Annotated in this window: 13 protein-coding genes and 3 pseudogenes; 5 read left to right on the top strand and 11 right to left on the bottom strand. The window is 63.5% G+C overall.

The features are described 5' to 3' along the window. Positions 1–154: 154 nt before the first annotated feature. The 4 genes from EPD59_RS00340 to EPD59_RS00355 form a co-directional block, all read right to left on the bottom strand. Positions 155–1036, bottom strand: a complete 882-nt coding sequence (locus tag EPD59_RS00340) for a glycerophosphodiester phosphodiesterase family protein (RefSeq protein WP_133271048.1) — start codon at positions 1034–1036, stop codon at positions 155–157. Positions 1037–1157: 121 nt separating this feature from the next. Next, positions 1158–2660: a calcineurin-like phosphoesterase C-terminal domain-containing protein gene (locus EPD59_RS00345; RefSeq protein ID WP_133271049.1), complete on the bottom strand. Its 1503-nt coding sequence runs from the start codon at positions 2658–2660 to the stop codon at positions 1158–1160. A 117-nt stretch (positions 2661–2777) separates the two neighbouring features. Continuing rightward, a complete protein-coding gene (locus tag EPD59_RS00350; RefSeq protein WP_133271050.1) occupies positions 2778–4223 on the bottom strand; it encodes a SusD/RagB family nutrient-binding outer membrane lipoprotein in 1446 nt (481 codons plus the stop codon). A gap of 43 nt (positions 4224–4266) precedes the next feature. Then, positions 4267–7455, bottom strand: a complete 3189-nt coding sequence (locus tag EPD59_RS00355) for a SusC/RagA family TonB-linked outer membrane protein (RefSeq protein ID WP_133271051.1) — start codon at positions 7453–7455, stop codon at positions 4267–4269. Positions 7456–7692: 237 nt separating this feature from the next. Between EPD59_RS00355 and EPD59_RS00360 the strand changes: the two genes are divergently transcribed. From EPD59_RS00360 to EPD59_RS00375, 5 genes and pseudogenes are all read left to right on the top strand, one after another. Then, entirely contained in the window at positions 7693–7893 is a 201-nt protein-coding gene (locus tag EPD59_RS00360; protein WP_133271052.1) for a hypothetical protein, read from the top strand. A gap of 5 nt (positions 7894–7898) precedes the next feature. Continuing rightward, positions 7899–8078, top strand: a complete 180-nt coding sequence (locus EPD59_RS00365) for a hypothetical protein (RefSeq protein WP_133271053.1) — start codon at positions 7899–7901, stop codon at positions 8076–8078. 230 nt (positions 8079–8308) lie between these two features. Further along, positions 8309–8734, top strand: a complete 426-nt coding sequence (locus EPD59_RS00370; protein ID WP_317128354.1) for a recombinase family protein — start codon at positions 8309–8311, stop codon at positions 8732–8734. 41 nt (positions 8735–8775) lie between these two features. Continuing rightward, positions 8776–8895 (top strand): annotated as a pseudogene (locus EPD59_RS23385) (hypothetical protein); the annotation flags it as partial. Between the two features lie 121 nt (positions 8896–9016). Further along, entirely contained in the window at positions 9017–10069 is a 1053-nt protein-coding gene (locus EPD59_RS00375; protein ID WP_133271054.1) for a PDDEXK nuclease domain-containing protein, read from the top strand. Between the two features lie 45 nt (positions 10070–10114). Here EPD59_RS00375 and EPD59_RS00380 read toward each other — a convergent pair. The 7 genes and pseudogenes from EPD59_RS00380 to EPD59_RS00415 all read right to left on the bottom strand — a co-directional run bounded on the left by EPD59_RS00380 (position 10115) and on the right by EPD59_RS00415 (position 18350). Further along, positions 10115–11223, bottom strand: a pseudogene (locus EPD59_RS00380) (VWA domain-containing protein). A gap of 38 nt (positions 11224–11261) precedes the next feature. Beyond that, positions 11262–13090: pseudogene (locus EPD59_RS00390) on the bottom strand (DUF5682 family protein). After that, positions 12979–13554, bottom strand: a complete 576-nt coding sequence (locus EPD59_RS23040) for a DUF5682 family protein (RefSeq protein WP_133271058.1) — start codon at positions 13552–13554, stop codon at positions 12979–12981. Before EPD59_RS23040 ends, EPD59_RS00390 begins: the two are co-directional and overlap by 112 nt. Before the next feature lie 6 nt (positions 13555–13560). Next, the gene (locus EPD59_RS00400; protein WP_133271059.1) at positions 13561–14172 is read right to left on the bottom strand and encodes a hypothetical protein; all 612 of its coding nucleotides are present in this window, start codon (positions 14170–14172) and stop codon (positions 13561–13563) included. 43 nt (positions 14173–14215) lie between these two features. Next, the gene (locus tag EPD59_RS00405) at positions 14216–15313 is read right to left on the bottom strand and encodes an ATP-binding protein (RefSeq protein WP_133271060.1); all 1098 of its coding nucleotides are present in this window, start codon (positions 15311–15313) and stop codon (positions 14216–14218) included. Positions 15314–15321: 8 nt separating this feature from the next. Next, positions 15322–17331 carry a DUF5691 domain-containing protein gene (locus tag EPD59_RS00410; protein WP_133271061.1) on the bottom strand — a complete coding sequence of 670 codons (2010 nt, stop codon included), beginning with the start codon at positions 17329–17331 and terminating at the stop codon, positions 15322–15324. Further along, positions 17283–18350, bottom strand: a complete 1068-nt coding sequence (locus EPD59_RS00415) for an SWIM zinc finger family protein (RefSeq protein WP_133271062.1) — start codon at positions 18348–18350, stop codon at positions 17283–17285. Before EPD59_RS00415 ends, EPD59_RS00410 begins: the two co-directional genes overlap by 49 nt. Between the last annotated feature and the right edge of the window lie 56 nt (positions 18351–18406).

Consider the following 18406-nt stretch of genomic DNA (forward strand, 5'->3'; position numbering starts at 1 on the left):
GGCTTTCTGCTTAATCAAGGGCATGCAGAAGCTCATTCATCACCTCCGACACGATTAAGGAGAAGTAAGGGGGCTACTCTGGCTTCCAGCCATTGAACCCGGCCATCACATTTTTCTGTTGAAAGACGCTCCTAATCCATAGTAGGCAGGGTGTTCACCGCGCCGGGCGCAAATCCGGATAATCCGTAATAATGCCATCTACCTGCTGCTGGATGAGTTGCTCGATTGCCGCGGCCGCGTTCACCGTCCAGGGAATCACCTGGATCTGCTGGGCGTGGCAGGCCGCCACCAACTCAGCGGACACCAACCGGTAGGCGGGGCTATAGATGGTCGGGCGGAAGCTGAGCCGTTGCAGATTCTTGTCCACTCCCAGCAGATTATCCACGAGCAGGGCGGTCTGGATAGGAGGGGAGCGTTGGTGCACCTGCTCCAGGGCCCGTGGGTCGAAGGACTGAATCGTCGTCCGCTCCGCAATGCCTTTGGCCTGCACCACGGCCAGCAGCAGCTGCACGAACTCGGCGGGCGCGGGGTGCAGGGTGCCGTCGCCCGCCGGGGTCATTTTCGTTTCAATGTTGTAGCGCGGCGCGGGCCGCCCTTGCTGCTTGGCGTACGCTTCGGCCGAGTCGATGACTTCGGCCAGCAGGGGCTTGTAGGTGCGCAGCTTCTGCTGGCGCGCAAACTTGGGGTTACCCTGACTGCCTACGTCATAGCGCCGGATGTCGGCGTAGGGCATGGCGTACAGGCGCAGGCTTTTTTCTTGGGCTTTGCTGATGGGCTGCCCGTCCGGCGTGCGCACGAAATCGGCGTTCAAGTAAGGGTCGTGGGAGAGCAGCACCTGCCGGTCCTGGCTGATGGCGATATCCATTTCCAGGGTCGTCACGCCCAGATCCAGGGCCTTGCGCATGGCTGGAATCGTATTCTCGGGCATCAGGCCCCGGCAGCCCCGGTGGCCCTGCCAGTCCAGCGGGGGCCGCTGCGCCGCCGCGCTGAGCATAGTAAACGTAGTAGCCAGCAAGGCCAGGATAGGTCGTCGCATCAAGGTCAACATACGCAAATAAAAAAGCCCCCATGCCGTCGGCGGCGTTTACCCTGGGTGGACATAGCCAAAAAAGCCCCCGCCCGCGGGTAGGCCCCAGCGAGCGGAGGGCCAAGCAATCTTACGCCGACAGCGTTTCCGAATATACCTGCCCAAACCGGTCAGTGACTTCCACCCGAATCTCCCGTGCCGACGCCGCGATGTTGGCGACAAACAGATGCTCGGTGAGGGTGGGGTCCACCCACTTGTGCTTGGCGGGCAGCGCCGGGCCGGCGTGCAGCTGCACCGACAGCGGATCGAGGCCGGTGTACTGCTCCATCTCGCCCCGGCGTACGCCGTCTTCCAGCCAGGTCACTTTCCAGGCGGGGTCCCAGTTCCAGACGTTCACGACCAGGGCGTCGGGGCGCTCGGGCAGGCTGCCTTTCGGGTACAGGCGAAACTGGTGGGTGCGCTCCTGCCCGATGGATTTGTAGTACCACCGGAGCTCACTGCCCCGCGCCTCGTACACGCCGTAGCCGGCGGGCGTGCCGTCGGTGCAGATGGGGCCCGTCCACCAGGCCCCGCAGATGGTGCCGTGCACGTGCTCCACCACGTTTTCCTCGGTCACGAGGGTTTCGTTGAAGTGGGTGTGGCCCGACATAATGTGGGCCTTGAAGGGCTTGAGCAAGCGGTACAGCTCGCGGCGGTTGGCCACCGTGCCGCCCATAGACTCCTCCTTTTCCTTGTTGCGCAGGTGCTGGCGGGTATAGGGCGGAATGTGTACACTCACCACCACGGTTGTGCCGGGCTTGACGTAGCTTAAGTCCTGCTCCAGCCAGGCCAGCTGCTGCTCGGTGAGGTAGCCGATGTACTTCTTGACGGCGCCGATGAAAAACACGTCATCCAGCACCACGTAGTGAATCTCGCCCCGGTTGAAGGAGTAATACGTGGGCCCGAACAGTTGGCGAAAAGTAGTGGCCGAGCCTTCGTCGGTGCGGGCCGTGAGGTCCATGTCGTGGTTGCCGATAACCTGAAAAAACGGGATGCCCGTAGCAGCTACGCCCTGCTGGTAGTCCTCGAACAGCTCGAAGTGGTCCCAGACCAGGTCGCCGCAGCCGATGCCGTGGAAGAGGGCGCCGGCGGGGTAGCTGGAAATGAGCTTCTGGGCGTCGGGCACGGCCGTGGCTTTGAACTCAGCAGCATCGGCCTTGGATATCATCTGCGGATCGGCCCACACCATAAAGTTGTGCTGGGTGTCATCCTGGCTGAGCTTGCGCAGCTCGAAGTCAGCCTTAAAGCGGCCGCGGACGGGCTCTTTGCGGCGGTAGAAGCGGGCCACGCCCTGCTCCTGCGGAAACTCGTAGCCGCGCGGCACGGAGATGTACACAAACTCGGTGGCGGCGCTGCTGTCCAGCTCATACTGCCCTTTGGCGTCGGTGAGCGTGACGGTGGTGCCATCCGTGACGGCGACGCCCGCCAAGCCTTGGCCGCCGGCGTGCACCTTGCCGCTAAGCGTGGTGACGCTTACCCCTTTGCTCGTGCGGGCGGGCGCTTTCGAGCGGGCCAAGCCCGTGCTTATGTCCAGGGTGGCACCCAGCCCAGCCAGGCCCACGGCTTTGAGAAACGTCCGGCGTTGTTGTGCCATAAAGCGAAAAGTTGAGGATTCTCGGTAAGGGTGATGCTAGGGTTTCAAGCTATCCGCTGGGGGCTTTTTGGGGCAGGCGTGCTAGCTCCCGCCCCTGGTTTTCCGGAAGCCGGCAAGCTACTTTTCCCACCACACTTTGGTGTTCACGTCGTCGGGGCCCTGGGCCTGCACGGCGGCGCGGTAGTTGTCGCCGTTGTTGGTTTGCACGATAAGCGGGTACTTAAAGCGCACGGGCATCACGCCCCCGTTCTGCAGGTCCTGGCCGCGGGGTAGGCGGGGCAAGCCCGTGCGGCGGTACTCAAACCACTGCTGGTAGTCGTTGAAAAACAGGGCGTAGTACTTTTGCAGCAGGATGCGCTCGAGCGTGCCGTTGTAAGCGGCGGCCGCGTTCTGGAAGTAATCGGCGGGCAACACGGCCCCCCACTGCTCCACGGCCGCCTTCACGCCCCGCTCGTAGTGCAGGCGAGCGTCGGCGGTGGTGTAGCCGCGCTGCGCGGCCTCCGCTTTGATAAACTCCACCTCCGCGTAGGTCATGATCACCAGGGGCATGGGCGCCGCCACGGTCGCCGTTACCAGAGCCACGTTGAAGTTGGATGGCTGGTAGGGAAACTGGGCGTCGCTGCCGGCGTAGGCGCTCGGAATGCCGCGGTAGCCAATCGTGGTGCGGCCGTCGCTGGACCGGGCCTGGGTATTGAGCCGGGCCAGGCGCGGGTCGTTGAGCATGTTCAGGTTATCGATAAAAAAGCCCCCCGCAGCCCGGAACGTGGTAAAATCGACGGCCCGGCCCCAGGGCGACACGCTGGGCGCGACGCCGGTGATCCGCAGAATAGCCGCTTCGCTGTTTTGGGTGAACACCGGATAGGTAGCGGGGTCATTAATCATGGCCGCCAGTTGGGCCGTAGCGTTAGTCTCAGTACGCTTGGAGATGCGCAGCAGCAGGCGCATCCGCAGGGAGTTGCAGAAGCGCCGCCAGGCGTCCACGTTGTTGTTGAAGAGAATGTCGCTGCCGTAGGGCATGGTGCGGGCTTTGTCGAACATCCCGTTGGCCGTTTCCAGGTCGGTGAGCAGCTGGGAATAAATCTCGGGCTGGGTGTCAAACTTGGGGTAGAGCACGCCTTCTTCGGCCCGCCCGGCGTCGGTCATGGGCACGTCGCCGAAGCAGTCGGTCAGATTGGCGTAGGCCCAGGCATTCAGGGTCATAGCAATGGCCTCGTAGTTGGGGTCCTGGGCGGCTTGGGCAGCGAGGCGCATCTCCCGGATGTTGGCCAGCAAGCGGTAATAAGTCGTCCAGGTGGAGTTGCCGGCGCTTTCGCTGACCACGTAGCGGTGCACGCCCCCCGACACGCTGGGAAACGGCAAGGCCACCTGCATGATATCGAAGGTAAACCCATCGGCCCGACTGGTATTAAACGCGGCCAACTCGTAGAGAATCGGGTTGAGTAGGGTGCCCGGGCTAATGCGCTCGATGCGGTTGGGGTCGAGGTTGAGCTCGTCAAAGTCCTTGGTACACGACACGAGGCTGCCACCCAACGTCAGCAACAGCAGGGTTAGATATTTTTTCATGGAAGACGGGAGGTCAGAAAGCGAAAGAAGGAGGGAGGCCGCGCTAGAACTGGAGGGTGAGGTTCACGCCCATGGTGCGGGTGCTGGGCAGCTGCCCGATTTCCACACCGGGCAGAATGGTGCCGCCGTTGAGGGCCGCCGTCTCGGGGTCGAACAGGGGGAACTTGGTCCACATGGCCAGGTCGCGGCCGTAGAGGCCGATGGTAGCGCCGGTCAACGCCTTGGTGCGGGCCAGCAGGGCGGGGGGCAGGGTGTACTCGAGGCGCGTTTCGCGCAGCTTCAGAAAAGACGCATCGAAGGAGTTGGACTCGATGTTGGCGCGGCGGTAGTACTCGGCGTAGTAGGCGGCCGGAATCACGCTCACGGTGTTGGGTGAGTAGGTGCCGTCGGCGTTCAGCACCACGCCATCGCCCACGATTCCGTTCTCCGCGCGGCCCGGCAACGTGGATTTGAGCTTGCCCTGCTCCATCATTTTGTGGTGGGTTTGGGAGTAGATAATGCCCCCGTACTGTCCATCGACCAGCACACTCAGCCGGAAATTCTTGTAGCTGAACTCGTTTAAAAAGCCCCCCTTCCAGTCGGCAAAGGCCCGGCCGATGTATTTGATGTCGGCCGGCTGCACGGGCAACCCGTCCTTGTTGTAAATGATCTGCCCATCGGGGCTGCGGTCGAAGCCGAAGCCCCAGATGTCGCCGGTGGTGCCTCCCACGGTAGCCAGCAGCGTGGCCGTGCCGCCCGTCCCGATTACCTGCTGATCTTCCAGGCCGTCGGCCAAACTCAGCACGCGGTTGCGGTTGCGGGCCCAGGTAACGGTGTTGCGCCACTTAAAGGCGTTGTTGTCGATGGGCCGGGTGTTGAGCACCACTTCCACGCCCCGGTTGCGCACCTCGCCGGCGTTAAGCACGGCCCGGCCGTAGCCGGTGGTGGGGTCGAGGGGCACCTCCAGAATCTGATTGCGGGTGGTGTTCTGGTACACCGTCAGGTCGGCCCCAATGCGGCCCTGAAACATCAGATACTCCACGCCCGCCTCGAAGCTGGTCGTGATTTCGGGCTTGAAGTTGGTGTTGTAGAGGGTGGTGGGCAAGGAGCCGGCCCCGGCAAAGTCGCTGCGCCCGTAGTACTTGCGGGTGCGGTAGGGCTCGGTGTCGTTACCGACCTGGGCGGCCGAGAGGCGCAGCTTGGCCAGCGAAATCGAGTTAGGCATGGGCACCAGTTCGTTCAAAATAAAGCTGGTGCTGACCGCGGGGTAGAAAAACGAGTTGTTCTGGCTGGGCAGCGTGCTCGACCAGTCGTTGCGGCCGGTCAAATCCAGGAAGATCTTATCGTCGAAAGACCAGGAGGTGAGGGCGTACACGCTGTTGATGCGCCGATTGGTGGTGGTGGCCGTCAGCAGGGGGCTGCTCACGCCGTTGGTAAGCTTGTACACGCCCGGAATCACGAGGTCGCGCACCACCCCATCGATGCCTCGGAAGCGGCGGTCCATGCGGTTAGCCCCTATGGAGGCGCGCACGTTGAAGTGCTGGCCTAGGTCCTGGTGGTAGGTGAACAAAGCGTCGGTATTGACTTCGTAGTTGCTGATGTCCTGCTGCTTATAGTAGCCGCGCTGGAAGTTGGCCGTGCTGTAGGGGCGACGTTGCTCACGCTCCTCCTGGGTCATGGCAATACCCGAGCGCACCAGCAGATCGAACTTGGGCGAGAACTCATAAGTAGCCGACAGGTTGCCCACCGTGGTGCGCGTGTCCACTGAGTTAATCATCTCCTGGGCAATCAGATACGGATTGTCAATAAAGGAGCTGAACGGGTGCACCTGGTCGAGCTCCTCCTGGCCGTACTTCCAGATGGTGCGGTAGGCGTCGAGCGGCACGTTCGGGTTCTGGAAAATCATGAAGTAAGATACCGACTGGTTGTTGTAGCCGGTGGCGGGCAGGTTGTCACTGGTGCGGTTGGTGAAGTTCACTTTGCCCCCCAGCTTTAATTTCGGGGACACGGCGTGGTTTAAACTCAGGGCGGCGGTCAGGCGCTCGAAGCCCGTGTTGGGCATAATCCACTCGTTCTGGGAGTGGGTCACCGACGCCCGCGCCGAGGTCGTTTCGGTGCCGCCTTCCAGGGCCACACTGTTGGTGAGCGTGGAGCCAGTCCGAAAAAAGCCCGTCACGTTGTCCTTATAGGGCCGCCACGGCCGCCGCTCGGCCGATTGGGCCTGGGTAACCGGGTCGTACTGAAAGTACTCCTGCCCCTCGAAGCGGGGGCCGAAAGCACTGCTGGTGCCGCCCGTGCTGGCGCCGTCTTCGGAGGCCCCGTAGGAGTAATAAGGCTCGCCGGCCGCGTTGAAGGAGCGGCCCGTACCCTGGCCGTACTCGTACTGGAATTCAGGCCACTGAAGCACGGTGTTCACGCTGTAGTTGGAGTTGACCGTCACGCCCAGGCCTTTGGTTTTGCGGGCCCCGGTTTTGGTGGTGATAATGAGGGCGCCGTTGGCGGCCCGGCTACCGTAGAGGGCGGTGGCGCTGGCCCCCTTCAGCACCGTGATGCTGGCAATATCGTCGGGGTTGATGTCGGCGATGCCGTTGCCGAAGTCCACGGGCACGTCGTTGCCGGAGCCGGCCCCGTAGGCGCTGCTCACCCCCGAGCTGGTCAGGCCGCTGTTCATAGGCACGCCATCGAGCACGATGAGGGCGTTGTTGCCGTTGGGATTCAGGGAGTTGTCGCCCCGCAGGGAGATGCGGGTGGAGTTGACCGGTCCTGAGCCCGGCGAAATCAGATTGAGGCCCGCCACCTTGCCCGCTAAGGCCTGGGCGAAGTTGTTGGGCCGGGCTTCCAGCAACGCTTCCCCGCTAACGGTCTGGGTAGCGTAACCCAACGACTTTTGCTCGCGCTTGATGTTGAGCGCCGTCACGACTACCTCGTTTAGCTGCCGGCTGTCGGGCGCCAGGCGCATATTGAGCTCTGAGTTGCCGTCCACGCGCACTTCCTGGGCCAGAAAGCCGATGTAGGTGACTTGTAAAATGGCATCGGGCGCAACGCTGAGCGCAAATTTGCCCCCCACGTCGGTGGAGGTGCCGGTGGTGGTGCCTTTCACGACGACCGTGGCGCCGGGCAGCGCCCCGCCCTGGTCGTCGGTCACGGTGCCGGTAATGTTCTGACTCTGAGCGAAGACGCTACCGCCGTGCACCAGGATAAATGCCACGACAACGCTTAATTTAAGAAGCGAAGCCAAGTAGTTGTTTTTCATAGGTTTGCCTAATCGATTCGGCTGCAAAACTATGGGGGTGGCATTACCGGCAGGTTAAGCCAAGACTATGAAAATGTGTACAATAAAGAGCGTTATGCTGAGCCACAAAACCTGGGGGTAATAAATTCATTCTAAGAGAAATGCCCCTGCTTCAGGGAAATGGGTTTTGCTTTCTGCGGTGAATCGATTAATAAGCCCGAGCAAGTTGCCTTCGTAAATACTCCTGATCATTAACGCATGCACTACATTGTCAATCCCAGCAGGCTAAAAAATCTACTTCGACTCGACGCTCTGCTGGGCGGCACTACTGCCGTGGTGGGCTTAGCATTTTCCTCTGCTTTGGCTAAGCTGTTAGGCTTAAGTACCCTCGTGGTCATCATCGTAGCGGGCATCACGCTCCTCTACGCTGGGCTGGGTGGCTGGCCGTGCTACCCTTGACCTCTGTGCGGCTCACGCGCTGGCTCATTCAAGCCAATTGGCTGTGGACCTTCATCAGCTTGGGCTTATGGCTGGCGCACCTTCACACGGCCACAGGGTTGGGAGTGGTGTTTTTGCTGCTGCTGGTCATCGTTGTGGTTGGCCTAGCTTATCTGGAGGGACAGCAGTTATCGCGCGAGCCCTAATTGGCGTGGTGGCCACGTCACGGACGGCTCGGTCCGCGCAGGCTGGGCAAACCAGTTAGGACGTTCTTTTTTACGGAGCAAGCTATAATAACGACCGTATTGTGAGACGAGAAGCTGACCCATATGCGGCATGAGTTCTACCCAAAGAAGAGCGATAAAAGTCTAGAATTGTTGTCTCAGAAATCAATGCGTCAGTATCTTAAGACTTATTGACTTAGCGAGACGAACGGATGGTTTGGGGCTATGCGCAAGTATCGACTCAGCAACAACAGTTGCACCTACAGCTCGATGCCTTACGGGCCTACGGCTGCCAGGAAGTAATGAAAGAAAAGGCCTCCGCCCTGAAAGAGCGGCCGGCTTTGCGCGAATTGCTTGACCAAGTCCAGTCCGGCGATACGGTCGTCGTCTGGAAGCTGGACCGACTAGGCCGTTCCCTGAAACACCTAGTCGAATTAGTGCTTGGGTTTCAGGAGAAGCAGATCCAGTTTGTCAGTCTGCAGGACCATCTGGATACGACCACCGCCCAAGGTCGCTTGATGTTTAATCTGTTTGCTTCGTTGGCCGAGTTTGAGCGCGACCTGATCCGCGAACGCACCCAAGCGGGACTAGCGGCCGCGCGAGCCCGGGGCCGGCAGGGGGACGACCTCCGGGCCTAAGCAAAGAAGCCCAGCGGAAAGCCGAAGCGGTTAAAACCCTCTACTTGCAAAAGGACAAAACGGCGGAAGAGATTGGGCAGCTGCTCGGCATTGGCCGCTCCACTGTCTATCGCTCTTTGCGTTTGCTGGGGGTGCGCGGTAGTTCACGTGCTGCAACGTAAACTCCCCGTAACAGAGAAGCGCGATTAGCAGTAGGGGTGGGCAGCGTTGCTCGCTAGCTATTCCCCTAGGTTGTAGCTTCGCCGCCACCTTCTTGGCCGCTGCGACTTTCCCTCCCCGACTATGCCCCTTTCCGTTGATCCCGCTGCCTTCGGCTCCCTGCTCGACCACCTCAAGCGCGAAATCCACCGCGCCCAGCTGCGCGCTATCCGCGCCGCCAATGGGGAGCTGCTGGGCCTCTACTGGCGCCTGGGCCGGTTGATCCTGGACCAGCAAGCCCAACAGGGCTGGGGCGCCAAGGTCATCGACCAGCTGGCCAAGGCCCTGCAACAGGAGTTTCCCGCCATGAAAGGCTTGTCGGCGCGCAACCTCAAGTACATGCGCCGCTTTGCCCACACTTACCCCGACGCCGAATTCGTGCAAGCCACGCTTGCACAAATTCCCTGGTACCACCACCTGACCTTGCTCGAGAAGGTGCCGGACGCGGCCACCCGCCAGCTGTATGTGGGAGCCACCGCTCGCCACGGCTGGTCGCGCGACGTGCTGGTGCACCAAATTGAGAGTGGCTACCACCTGCGGCAAGGGCAGGCCGTCACCAATTTCGCCCGTACCCTGCCCGCCGCCCAGTCGGAGCTGGCCCAGCAGACCCTGAAAGATCCTTATTTATTCGACTTCCTCGGGCTCAGCGACGAGGTCAAAGAACGCGACCTGCAGCGGGGCCTGCTGGAGCACATCACCCAGTTCCTGCTCGAGTTGGGCCGCGGGTTTGCCTACGTCGGCCAGCAGGTACCCCTGGTCGTGGGCGGGCAGGACTACTACCTGGATCTGCTCTTTTATCACCTGCAGCTGCGCGCCTACGTGGTGGTGGAGCTCAAAATCACGGAGTTCAAGCCCGAGTACGCCGGTAAGCTCAACTTCTACCTGGCGGCCGTCGACGATTTGGTGCGCCACCCGCAGGATGGGCCCACCATCGGGCTGCTGCTCTGCAAGAGCCGCAACGACGTGGTGGCCGAGTACGCCTTGCGCGACGTGCACAAGCCCATTGGCATTGCTGAGTACCGGCTGACCGAAGCTTTGCCCGCCAGTTTACAGGCCGCACTGCCCAGCATCGAAGCGCTGGAAAACACCTTGCGCGCGCGCACGCCGCCCCCCAACAGCCCAGAGCAAGACGGGTAAGCTAGAGCGCAGCAGGGCCGCCTACAGGTTTTCCACCTCCTAGGGTTACGCCTCCAGCTTTTGCCCCTGAATCGCGGCGGCCATCAGGTCCGGAAACCGGGCCGGGGTACAGGCAAAACTAGGAATACTCAGGGCGGCCAGCTGCTCGGCTACCCGACGATCGAAGCTCGGAGCCCCGTCATCACTGAGGGCCAGCAGCACCACCAGGTTCACCCCCGAAGACTTGAGCGCCGCCGCCCGTTTGATCATCTCCCGCTCGTTCCCGCCTTCGTAGAGGTCGGTCACGAGCACCAGGATGGTATCCGTGGGCCGGGTGATGAGCTGCTGGCAGTAAGTGAGCGCCAAGTTAATGTCCGTGCCCCCGCCCAGCTGCACGCCGAAGAGCAAATCCACCGGGTCGCGCAGGTTGTCACTGAGGTTCACCACGGCGGTATCAAAAACGACCATGTGCGTTTTCACCGCTTTCAGCGAGGCCAGCACCGCCCCAAACACGCCGGCGTAGACCACCGAGGAGGCCATGGAGCCACTTTGGTCCACGCACAATACGATTTCCTTCAGGGCCTGCCCGCGTCGGCCGAAGCCCACCAGCCGCTCGGGAATCACGGTCTTGTGCGCCGCCTGATAGTGCCGCAGATTGGCCTTTATCGTGGCGCCCCAGTCGATCTCGTGGTAGCGGGGGCGGGGGTTGCGCACGGCCCGACTCAGCGCTCCCTGCACGGCCTGGCGCAAGGGGTTGGCCAGCTTCTTCTCCAAATCGCGCACCACTTTCGTCACCACTTCGCGAGCGGTGACTTTGGCCTTCTGCGGCATCACGCGGCTGAGGGAGAGCAGCGTGCCCACCAGGTGCACGTCGGCCTGCACCGTGCGCAGGATTTCGGGTTCAAGCAGCAGCTGGTTCAGGCCCAAGCGCGTCATGGCATCCTGCTGCATGACCGCCACCACGTCGGTGGGGAAGAACTCGCGGATGTCGCCCAGCCAGCGGCTCACCCGCGGGGCCGAGCCGCCCAGCCCCCCGCCTTGCGCTCCGTCTTATCGCCATCATACAGGGCGGTGAGGACATCGTCCATGCGACCATAATCGGGCGGCAGAGGCACGGCATTATTCGCATCGGCGGCGCTGCCGAGGACAAGTTTCCAGCGGGCTTGGGTAGGCATAGTAGCTTGTGATTTAGTATTCAATCCGGCGCTGCTGGCTAGTTCGCAACGCCTAACAACGCGCGTAAACCCGGCAATACCCGCCGCCCGCGTTCCCAGTCAATGCCTAGTGTCTTCAAACTCCCCACCGGTGCCGCGGCGTCCCGTCCTGCCAGTTCCAACAGCTGCTGCCGCTCCGGCAGCGAAAAGTCAGTGAAGGCCCGGCGCAAGAGGGGCACGGTTTCGCGGAAAGTGTCTTCGTTCAAGCTGCCGAGCCAGGTATCGAGTAAGCCAAATAGCTCGCGGTGATGAATAAGCAGCAGGCCGCTGCCGCGCAGAAAGCCTTCTATCCAGGCCGTGGCGTAGTCCGTGGGCTGGGCGGGCGCCAGGGCCAGGCCGAGCACCGTGGCCGTATTGACTGCATCGGCCTGCTGGGCGTCGAAGAGCAGGCGGGCCGCCGCCCCGGCCAGCAGGCCGTTGCTGGCCCCGTTGCGCTGCACGGCCGCCAAGGCGGCGTACCAAGCAGCTTCGTGCTCGGGGTGTTGCAACAGCCGGATGGCCTGGTGGGTAGCTTCGATGCGGGTCAGCAGCGGACGTGCCGCGTCATAGTCGAGGCCCACGCCGGCCGCCGGTAGGCCAATGCAGAGGCGCGGCACGAGCTGGTTTACGACCTGCCCGACCTGGGCCGTATCGGTGCGGCGCACGTTGCCGTAGCGCAGCACCTGCACCAGCGGGGCAGTGCGGCCAGCAGGTGGGTCACGTCGCGGGTAGCGGCTCCGATGGTCTCGAGCCGGCTGACCAGCGCCGGAATAGCCGGGCCGAGGTCGGCACGCAGGGCCTGTTCCAGCACCTGGCTGACGGCCTCTAGGCTCGTGGCTTCGGTGGCCCGGGCGGTGGCCCGCGCTGCGGCGGCCGTGAGCACCGTGTTGCCCCAGCGGCCAGCCTCGATGACCGAGAGCGCGAACTCCGGCTCCCAGCGCAGGCGCCAGAGTTCGTGGAAGGTGCCGCTCTTGCCCCCTACTTCCTCCGGTTCGCCCCAGGGAATGTCGAGCAGGCGCAGGCGGTGCAGCAGGTGGCTACGCTCGCGCTGGGCAGGCTGACGCAAATCCAGGTCCAGGGGCCTGAGCAGGGCCTCAGGCTTCAGGCGCAGCGATTTTTGCTGCTGGGTCAGGTCCTGCTGCAGGGGCGTGGCGGGCAGCCCGGCGGGCACTTCGCCCAGCTTCTCCCCAATCACGAGTTCTTGATGAATAAGAGCTAAAGGTTCGGCGTAGCCACCACCCAGGATGGCCACGGCGGCCTCCTGCAGCTCGTCGATGCCGGGCAGGGCCAGCCCGCGCACGGCCGCCAGGGCGGAGGCCAACCGCACCCCTTCGATGGCGTGGGCCGAGGAGGCATCCCCGTCCTGGCTGCGCAGCAGGCGCGTGGCCCGCACCATCCAGTGGGTGAGCACCTCGGCGCGGGGCTCAGCGAACAGCAGCTCGTACCAGGCTGGCGAGAGCACGCCCGCCCCGTAGCCCGAGCTAAAGGAGAGCCGCTCGTAAGTCCAGGGAATCCAAGTGGTTTCGGTGGGCACTTTTTTCAGGCCTTTGAGCCGGGCTTTATCTTCTTTTTTCAGCAGCTCGGCGCGCAGCACCGGCGCGTGCCAGGCCCCGCACACCACCGCCACCCGCTGGTAGCCCTGGGTGAGCGTAGCTCGTAGTGTTTCGCGCATGAAAGCCTCGCGCAACAGGGTCTCCTCGGTTTCGGGCCGGGCCAGCTCCTCGCGCAGGGCCGTCATCAGGTCCAGCACCACAGCAAACGTGTCGGCGTTGCCGGGTGCGTGCTCAAGGTGGGTTTCCCACCACTGCTCCGAATCAGTGTAGCCGGCCAGGCGGGCAATGTAGGCCACGGGGTCGGCGTCCATAGGGGCGGGGCAGGTGGGGAATCAGCTAGCTCGCTCTCAGCAGGGGATTGGGTGTCAACTCCTTCCGGGCCGGGGTCGGGCTCATCTTCCCTGGCGACCGGTTCCACTTCTCCCATCTCCCGCATGCCAAACCGCAGGGCCATGGGGAGATCCATGCAGCGCACGTGGGCGTCGTTTCTGGCGCACCACTGCACCGCCTGCCACTCCGGCGAGAACGTGGCAAACGGGAGAAACGAAGCCTGGCCTTGCTGCTTGGGGTTATACACCAGCAGGGCCACCGGCGGCAGCAACTCCGGGTGCGTGGCCCTAGCTAGGGCCGCTTCGGCATCAGCGGGGCACTCCAGCAGCACGATGTCAGGCCGGAACGCCTCGAGCGCCGCCACGAGGCTGGCGGCGCTGCCGGGCCCATGGTGGCGAATGCCAAAAAGGCGCAGGTCAGGGGTGGGCATAAAGGGCTAAGAATTCTGGACGGCCAAATCGTTGCTATTTCGCTCCTGCAGGAGTTCACGGGCCGCGGTCACTGCCGCCGGAACCATCTTTTGCTCGGTCACGATCAGCCCGAGGGCCTCATCCGTTTTCCGGGCAAACGTCTGTTTGAATTGATCTACGCTCTCCCGCCAGCGAGCCGTGCGGTGAGCCGGCGACGGCTGAGGCAGGAGGGAGTGAAGATGCTTCCGGAGGAAGGAATCAGCCGCCGTCTTATGCAGGAAATAGTAGGCCAGCAGCACGACGAAGGATAGGGGGTCAAATCCGACGGTCGCTGACCCGAAGGTGAGCCCCACGCTCATCCTGAGCGGCATGAAATTCACTAGGTTGAATAAGCCTAGTAGAAGGGTTATAAGCAGGGCATACCAGAAGAAAGGCCGAAAGCAGAGATAGAGGACCACCGTTCCCAACAGGCAGGCAAACCCCAGATAGTGGGCAGCAGTCACACTAAAATAGGAGTACCGTCCCTCCGCCAGCAGTTGACTGATCAGGGGGCTGCTGATGGTGTAGGCGCTCAGGATCAGCAAGCCTACCACAGGAGCTAGATTGCGATGGGGGCGAAGGAGAGAGGGTGAAATCATAACGATATTTTTGGGCCGGTAGGACGTCCCCGTGAAGCGAACCTTAAGCTACGACCTCTCGACAAGCCCGGTATAAATCCTTCCACCCGTCGCGCTCCTTTACTACCGTTTCCAGGTACTCCAGCCACACCACTTGGTCCGGCCCTGGGTCCTTGATGACGGCCCCGGTTAGGCCCGCGGCCAGGTCGTGGGCGCGCAGGATGCCATCACCAAAGTAGGCGGCCAGGGCCAGGCCGGAGTTCATGACCGAAATGGCTTCGCCAGTGCTCAACGTGCCGGTGGGCGACTTGAGCTTGGTCTTGCCGTTTTCCGTTACGCCGGACCGCAACTCGCGGAAGATAGTGACCAGGCGGCTGATCTGCTCCAGCGCGGGCGCTTCCACGGGCAGCTGTAGCGCCTGGCCTTGCTTGGCCACGCGCGTTTGCACGATGTGTACTTCCTCGGCCAGCGTGGCCGGCAGAGGCAATACCACGGCGTTGAAGCGGCGGCGCAGGGCGCTGCTCAGCTCGTTTACGCCCCGGTCGCGGTCGTTGGCCGTGGCAATGACGTTGAAGCCCTGGGTGGCCTGGATTTCGGTGCTCAGCTCCGGAATGGGCAGCACCTTTTCCGAGAGCATGGTCAGCAGCGTGTCCTGCACGTCGGAGGGAATACGGGTGAGCTCCTCAATACGCACCAGCTGGCCCGTTTCCATGCCTTTGTAGAGGGGGCTGGGCACCAGGGCACCCAGGGAGGGGCCTTCGGCCAGCAGGCGGGCGTAGTTCCAGGAGTAGCGCAGGCTGTCCTCGGCGGTGCCAGCGGTACCCTGGACCAGCAGGTTGGTGTGCCCGCTGATGGCCGCCGTCAGGTGCTCCGACACCCAGCTCTTGGCCGTGCCGGGTACGCCCAGCAAGAGCAGGGCACGGTCCGTAGCCAAGGTAGCCACGGCAATTTCCATGAGCCGCCGCTGGCCAATGTACTTGGGCTCCACCGCGAAGCCACTGGCCAGCTGGCCGCCCAGCAGGTAGGTCACCACGGCCCAGGGCGAGAGCTGCCAGCCCGGCGGCTTGGGCCGATCGTCGGCGGCTTTCAGCGCCGCCAGCTCTTCGGCATATAGGTCTTCGGCATGGGGGCGGAGTAAATCAGTGGGTAGAGGAGCAGCCATACATTGGGTTAGGCAAGAGAAGCGGTGGAAGGTTCGGTGAGGCTGGCCGTGAGTTGCTGGCGGAACTGCAGCGAGTCCAGGAATTGCTCTAGGAGCGGAGCTACTAAGGGATATCTTTCGCCCACGGGGCGCAGCGCCGCAGTGCACTGCGGTGCCAAGGGCAGCGGCACGTAGCTCGCCAGGCGAGACAGCAGCGTGGAGAGGCGCTGGTACGGTTCCCCATAGGAGTTGGTCACCAGGGGCGCCAGCACCTTGGCACTGCACTCGAGGGCGGCGTTGACGATATCAGCGGGCCAGGGGAGGAAGATGCAGTTTAGAAAATCGGGCAGGATAAATGGTGAGCCCTTGTCCTTGAGCGGCAGCATTTCCCGGAGCAACGCGAGTTTTTCGTCCTCGCTCAGCACCCAGCTCAGGTGGGTGGTTAGTTGGTGAAACCAGCGGGTGGGTTGGGCGACATGACGCACTAGCAGGGGCGCCGCAAAGGCCTTGTCCTGGTGCAGATACGCCGCCCGGGACCAGGCCTGCAGCAGCAAGCGCGCCCACTCGGTGGCTTCGGCCAGCGTCAATAGCTCCTCGGCCGACACCTGCAGGTGCGCGGTCCACCGACTCGGCGGCAACAGCGTGAGCAGCTGGCCCAGCCAGCCGGCCCGCTCGCCGCCCTCAAACCGGTCGTCGCGCTGCTCGATGCCATCGGCCAGCCAGGTTTTGTCCCACCCTTCGGGCAGCGTCACTTCTAGCTTGTTGCGTCCGATCAGCGGGCGTTTCAGGGTAAGCAGGGACGCGGCCCGCTGCCAGAGCCGCTCCACTAGGACCGAGTGGGGCAGGCGCACGAGCAGCGGCACCACCGTTTGGCGCACCTCTTTGCTTTTGGCGGCGAGGTAGGTTTCCAGCAGCGGCTCGTCGGCCGCCGTTACGGTGTGTTCCAGCTCCCCGAGCAGCGCCGCTTGGGTAGCCGCCCGTTCCGTGGGCAGCGTGGCCGCCAGCAGCTCCCGGGCCTGTTCCGGGTCCGACTGGTGGAGCTGATGCAGGAAGAAACGGCGGTCGATCAGGGTGCCCGTTTCCCAGGTCGCTCGGTCCTGCAAGGGATGCACCTGGGCCAGCACTGGGTGCCACTCCGGGTTCTGCTGGGCCAGCCAGCGGCCCCGTTCTCCTAAAATAGCGGAGAGGGCACCCGGCAGGTGCCGCCGCAGGTCCGCGCTATTCAGTGCCGCCACCAGCAGGGCCGGGGGCACTAGGCGCTGGTGCTGCGCCATCTGCTCCCAGTAGGTGGTCCGGAAAGCCACGTAGCGGTTACTCGCCAGCAAGGCCCGAAAACACTCCGTGCCCCGGGGACCGAGGGGTTCACCGATTTCGGGGGGGGGCGGGGCCGGCGGGGCGACTGGTGTAGTCGGCGCCAGGAAGCCGGCTCTCTGCACCAGGGCCAGGGTGCCGGCCGCAAGCAGTAGTTGCTGTTCGGGGCCGTCGGCCGGGGTGAAGCCGGTAGGAATTGCCGGTACGGTTTCCCCACTTTGCCGCGTGCCCAGCAGCGCAATGCGCAGCAACTGGGCAGGGGACGGCAAGGGTACTTCTTGCGGATCGGCGGCTGGCGCTGTGCCCTGCGGCACCACCGCCGCTATTTCAGGATTGCGGAGGGCCGGCGCGGCGGCCGCCTCTTCCCCAGGCCAGTGGCTTAAGGGGCGGAACGCCCGGCCGTCCCACTCCCCGAACAGGGTAAGCGGGTGCCCGCCGGTGTCGGCCAGCAGTTGCCAGGGGGCATCATCAGTGGCAAAGCGCAGGGGCAGGGCCCCGTCCGTAGGGTGATGCAGCACCCAACGCCCATCGGGCTGCAGCATGGGCACGACCTGAGTCACAGCGGCGGGCCACTCGCGCAGCCAGGGTTGCCGGGCCAGGGCATCGGAGTAGTCGCTCAACAGCTCGCGGGACGGGCCGGCGGCCGGGGCGTCAGTAGCTGGAAAAGAGCCAGCATAGGTCAGCGCCACGGGCGCCGCGCGTAGGGGCAGGGGACCAGGGTAAAACAAGAGCGCGCCCTGGTAGCGCCCCTGCGGCACCAGGGGGTGGCAAAGGGTTGGCTGCCAAAGGCGAACTCCAGCACCCGCGCGTACCGGCCCGTAGCCTCGCCTCGCAGCCAGCTGCGGCGGGCGCGCAGGCGGTCCTCGTCCCAGGTAAACTGGCCCAGCACCCGCCACACATCCGGCACCGGCGCGGCGTAAGCGGGCAATTCTTCCTGCTTGAGGGATACGCCGACCTGCTGCCATACTTCCTGGCGGGTGGCCAGGGGCAGCTGCTCCCGGTTCTGGAAGGCCCGCACCAGCCAGTACAGCTCGCCCAGCCGGGCCAGCAGGCGAGCGGGCCAGTCGGCATGGGCGTGGCGCAGGGTCGCCAACTCGCGCACCGTGCCCGCTAGGCCCGGCAGCTGGTTGTCCACCAGCCGGGCGGCCTGGCTTTCCCACAACTTGCTTGGCTGCTGGTCCAGGGTCGCCAGGCCATGGCGCACTAGGTCGAGCAGCCAGCGCTCCAGCTCGTCCACGCCCTGGGCCATGCGGGCCAATCGGGCAGCGGAAACCTCGCTGTTGGGGCCGCCAGCGGCAGTGGTTACCGCCGCCGATTCGGCTAACCCTTCGCCTAGGCTAACTGGCGTTGGTGTTCCAATCGCCGCTCCGGCCGCTTTCGCTACCGCCAGGACCACTTTATCCGTCTTTTTACCTTGGGTTTGCTGGCGCTTGGCTAGCCATTCTTCCAGCCAGGCCGGCGGAGTCGCCTGGGGAAATAGCGCCGGTTGACGCGCCAGCAGCAGGAGCAGACCGGCCCCATGCTTGCAGGGAAACACCCGACTAGGGCAGGAGCACTTGAAGGCCGGCTCAGTTAAGTCGATGCCCGTCAGGTAGGGCTTGGCCCCGCTGCCCGCGCACTCGCCCCAGGCCACCGTGTCGGTTTGGCCCAAGTTGCCCCACTTCGTCGGGGTGGCCAGTTCCTGGCCTCGTTTTAGGGTACCCGCATCCGTGACCAGCGCGCGGACCTGCTCTTCCGTCCAGGTCACGCGAGGATAATTTTAGCACTCAACTGTCTAGCTTATAATTTCCGGCAAAGTACAAG

It is taken from the genome of Hymenobacter radiodurans, assembly GCF_004355185.1.
Lineage (GTDB): Bacteria > Bacteroidota > Bacteroidia > Cytophagales > Hymenobacteraceae > Hymenobacter > Hymenobacter radiodurans.

Bases quoted from the DNA above. Each gene is read 5' to 3' on its own strand.
- EPD59_RS00340 (WP_133271048.1), bottom strand. From the start codon at position 1,036: ATGCGACGACCTATCCTGGCCTTGCTGGCTACTACGTTTACTATGCTC.
- EPD59_RS00345 (WP_133271049.1), bottom strand. From the start codon at position 2,660: ATGGCACAACAACGCCGGACGTTTCTCAAAGCCGTGGGCCTGGCTGGG.
- EPD59_RS00350 (WP_133271050.1), bottom strand. From the start codon at position 4,223: ATGAAAAAATATCTAACCCTGCTGTTGCTGACGTTGGGTGGCAGCCTC.
- EPD59_RS00355 (WP_133271051.1), bottom strand. From the start codon at position 7,455: ATGAAAAACAACTACTTGGCTTCGCTTCTTAAATTAAGCGTTGTCGTG.
- EPD59_RS00360 (WP_133271052.1), top strand. From the start codon at position 7,693: ATGCACTACATTGTCAATCCCAGCAGGCTAAAAAATCTACTTCGACTC.
- EPD59_RS00370 (WP_317128354.1), top strand. From the start codon at position 8,309: ATGGTTTGGGGCTATGCGCAAGTATCGACTCAGCAACAACAGTTGCAC.
- EPD59_RS00375 (WP_133271054.1), top strand. From the start codon at position 9,017: ATGCCCCTTTCCGTTGATCCCGCTGCCTTCGGCTCCCTGCTCGACCAC.
- EPD59_RS23040 (WP_133271058.1), bottom strand. From the start codon at position 13,554: ATGCCCACCCCTGACCTGCGCCTTTTTGGCATTCGCCACCATGGGCCC.
- EPD59_RS00400 (WP_133271059.1), bottom strand. From the start codon at position 14,172: ATGATTTCACCCTCTCTCCTTCGCCCCCATCGCAATCTAGCTCCTGTG.
- EPD59_RS00405 (WP_133271060.1), bottom strand. From the start codon at position 15,313: ATGGCTGCTCCTCTACCCACTGATTTACTCCGCCCCCATGCCGAAGAC.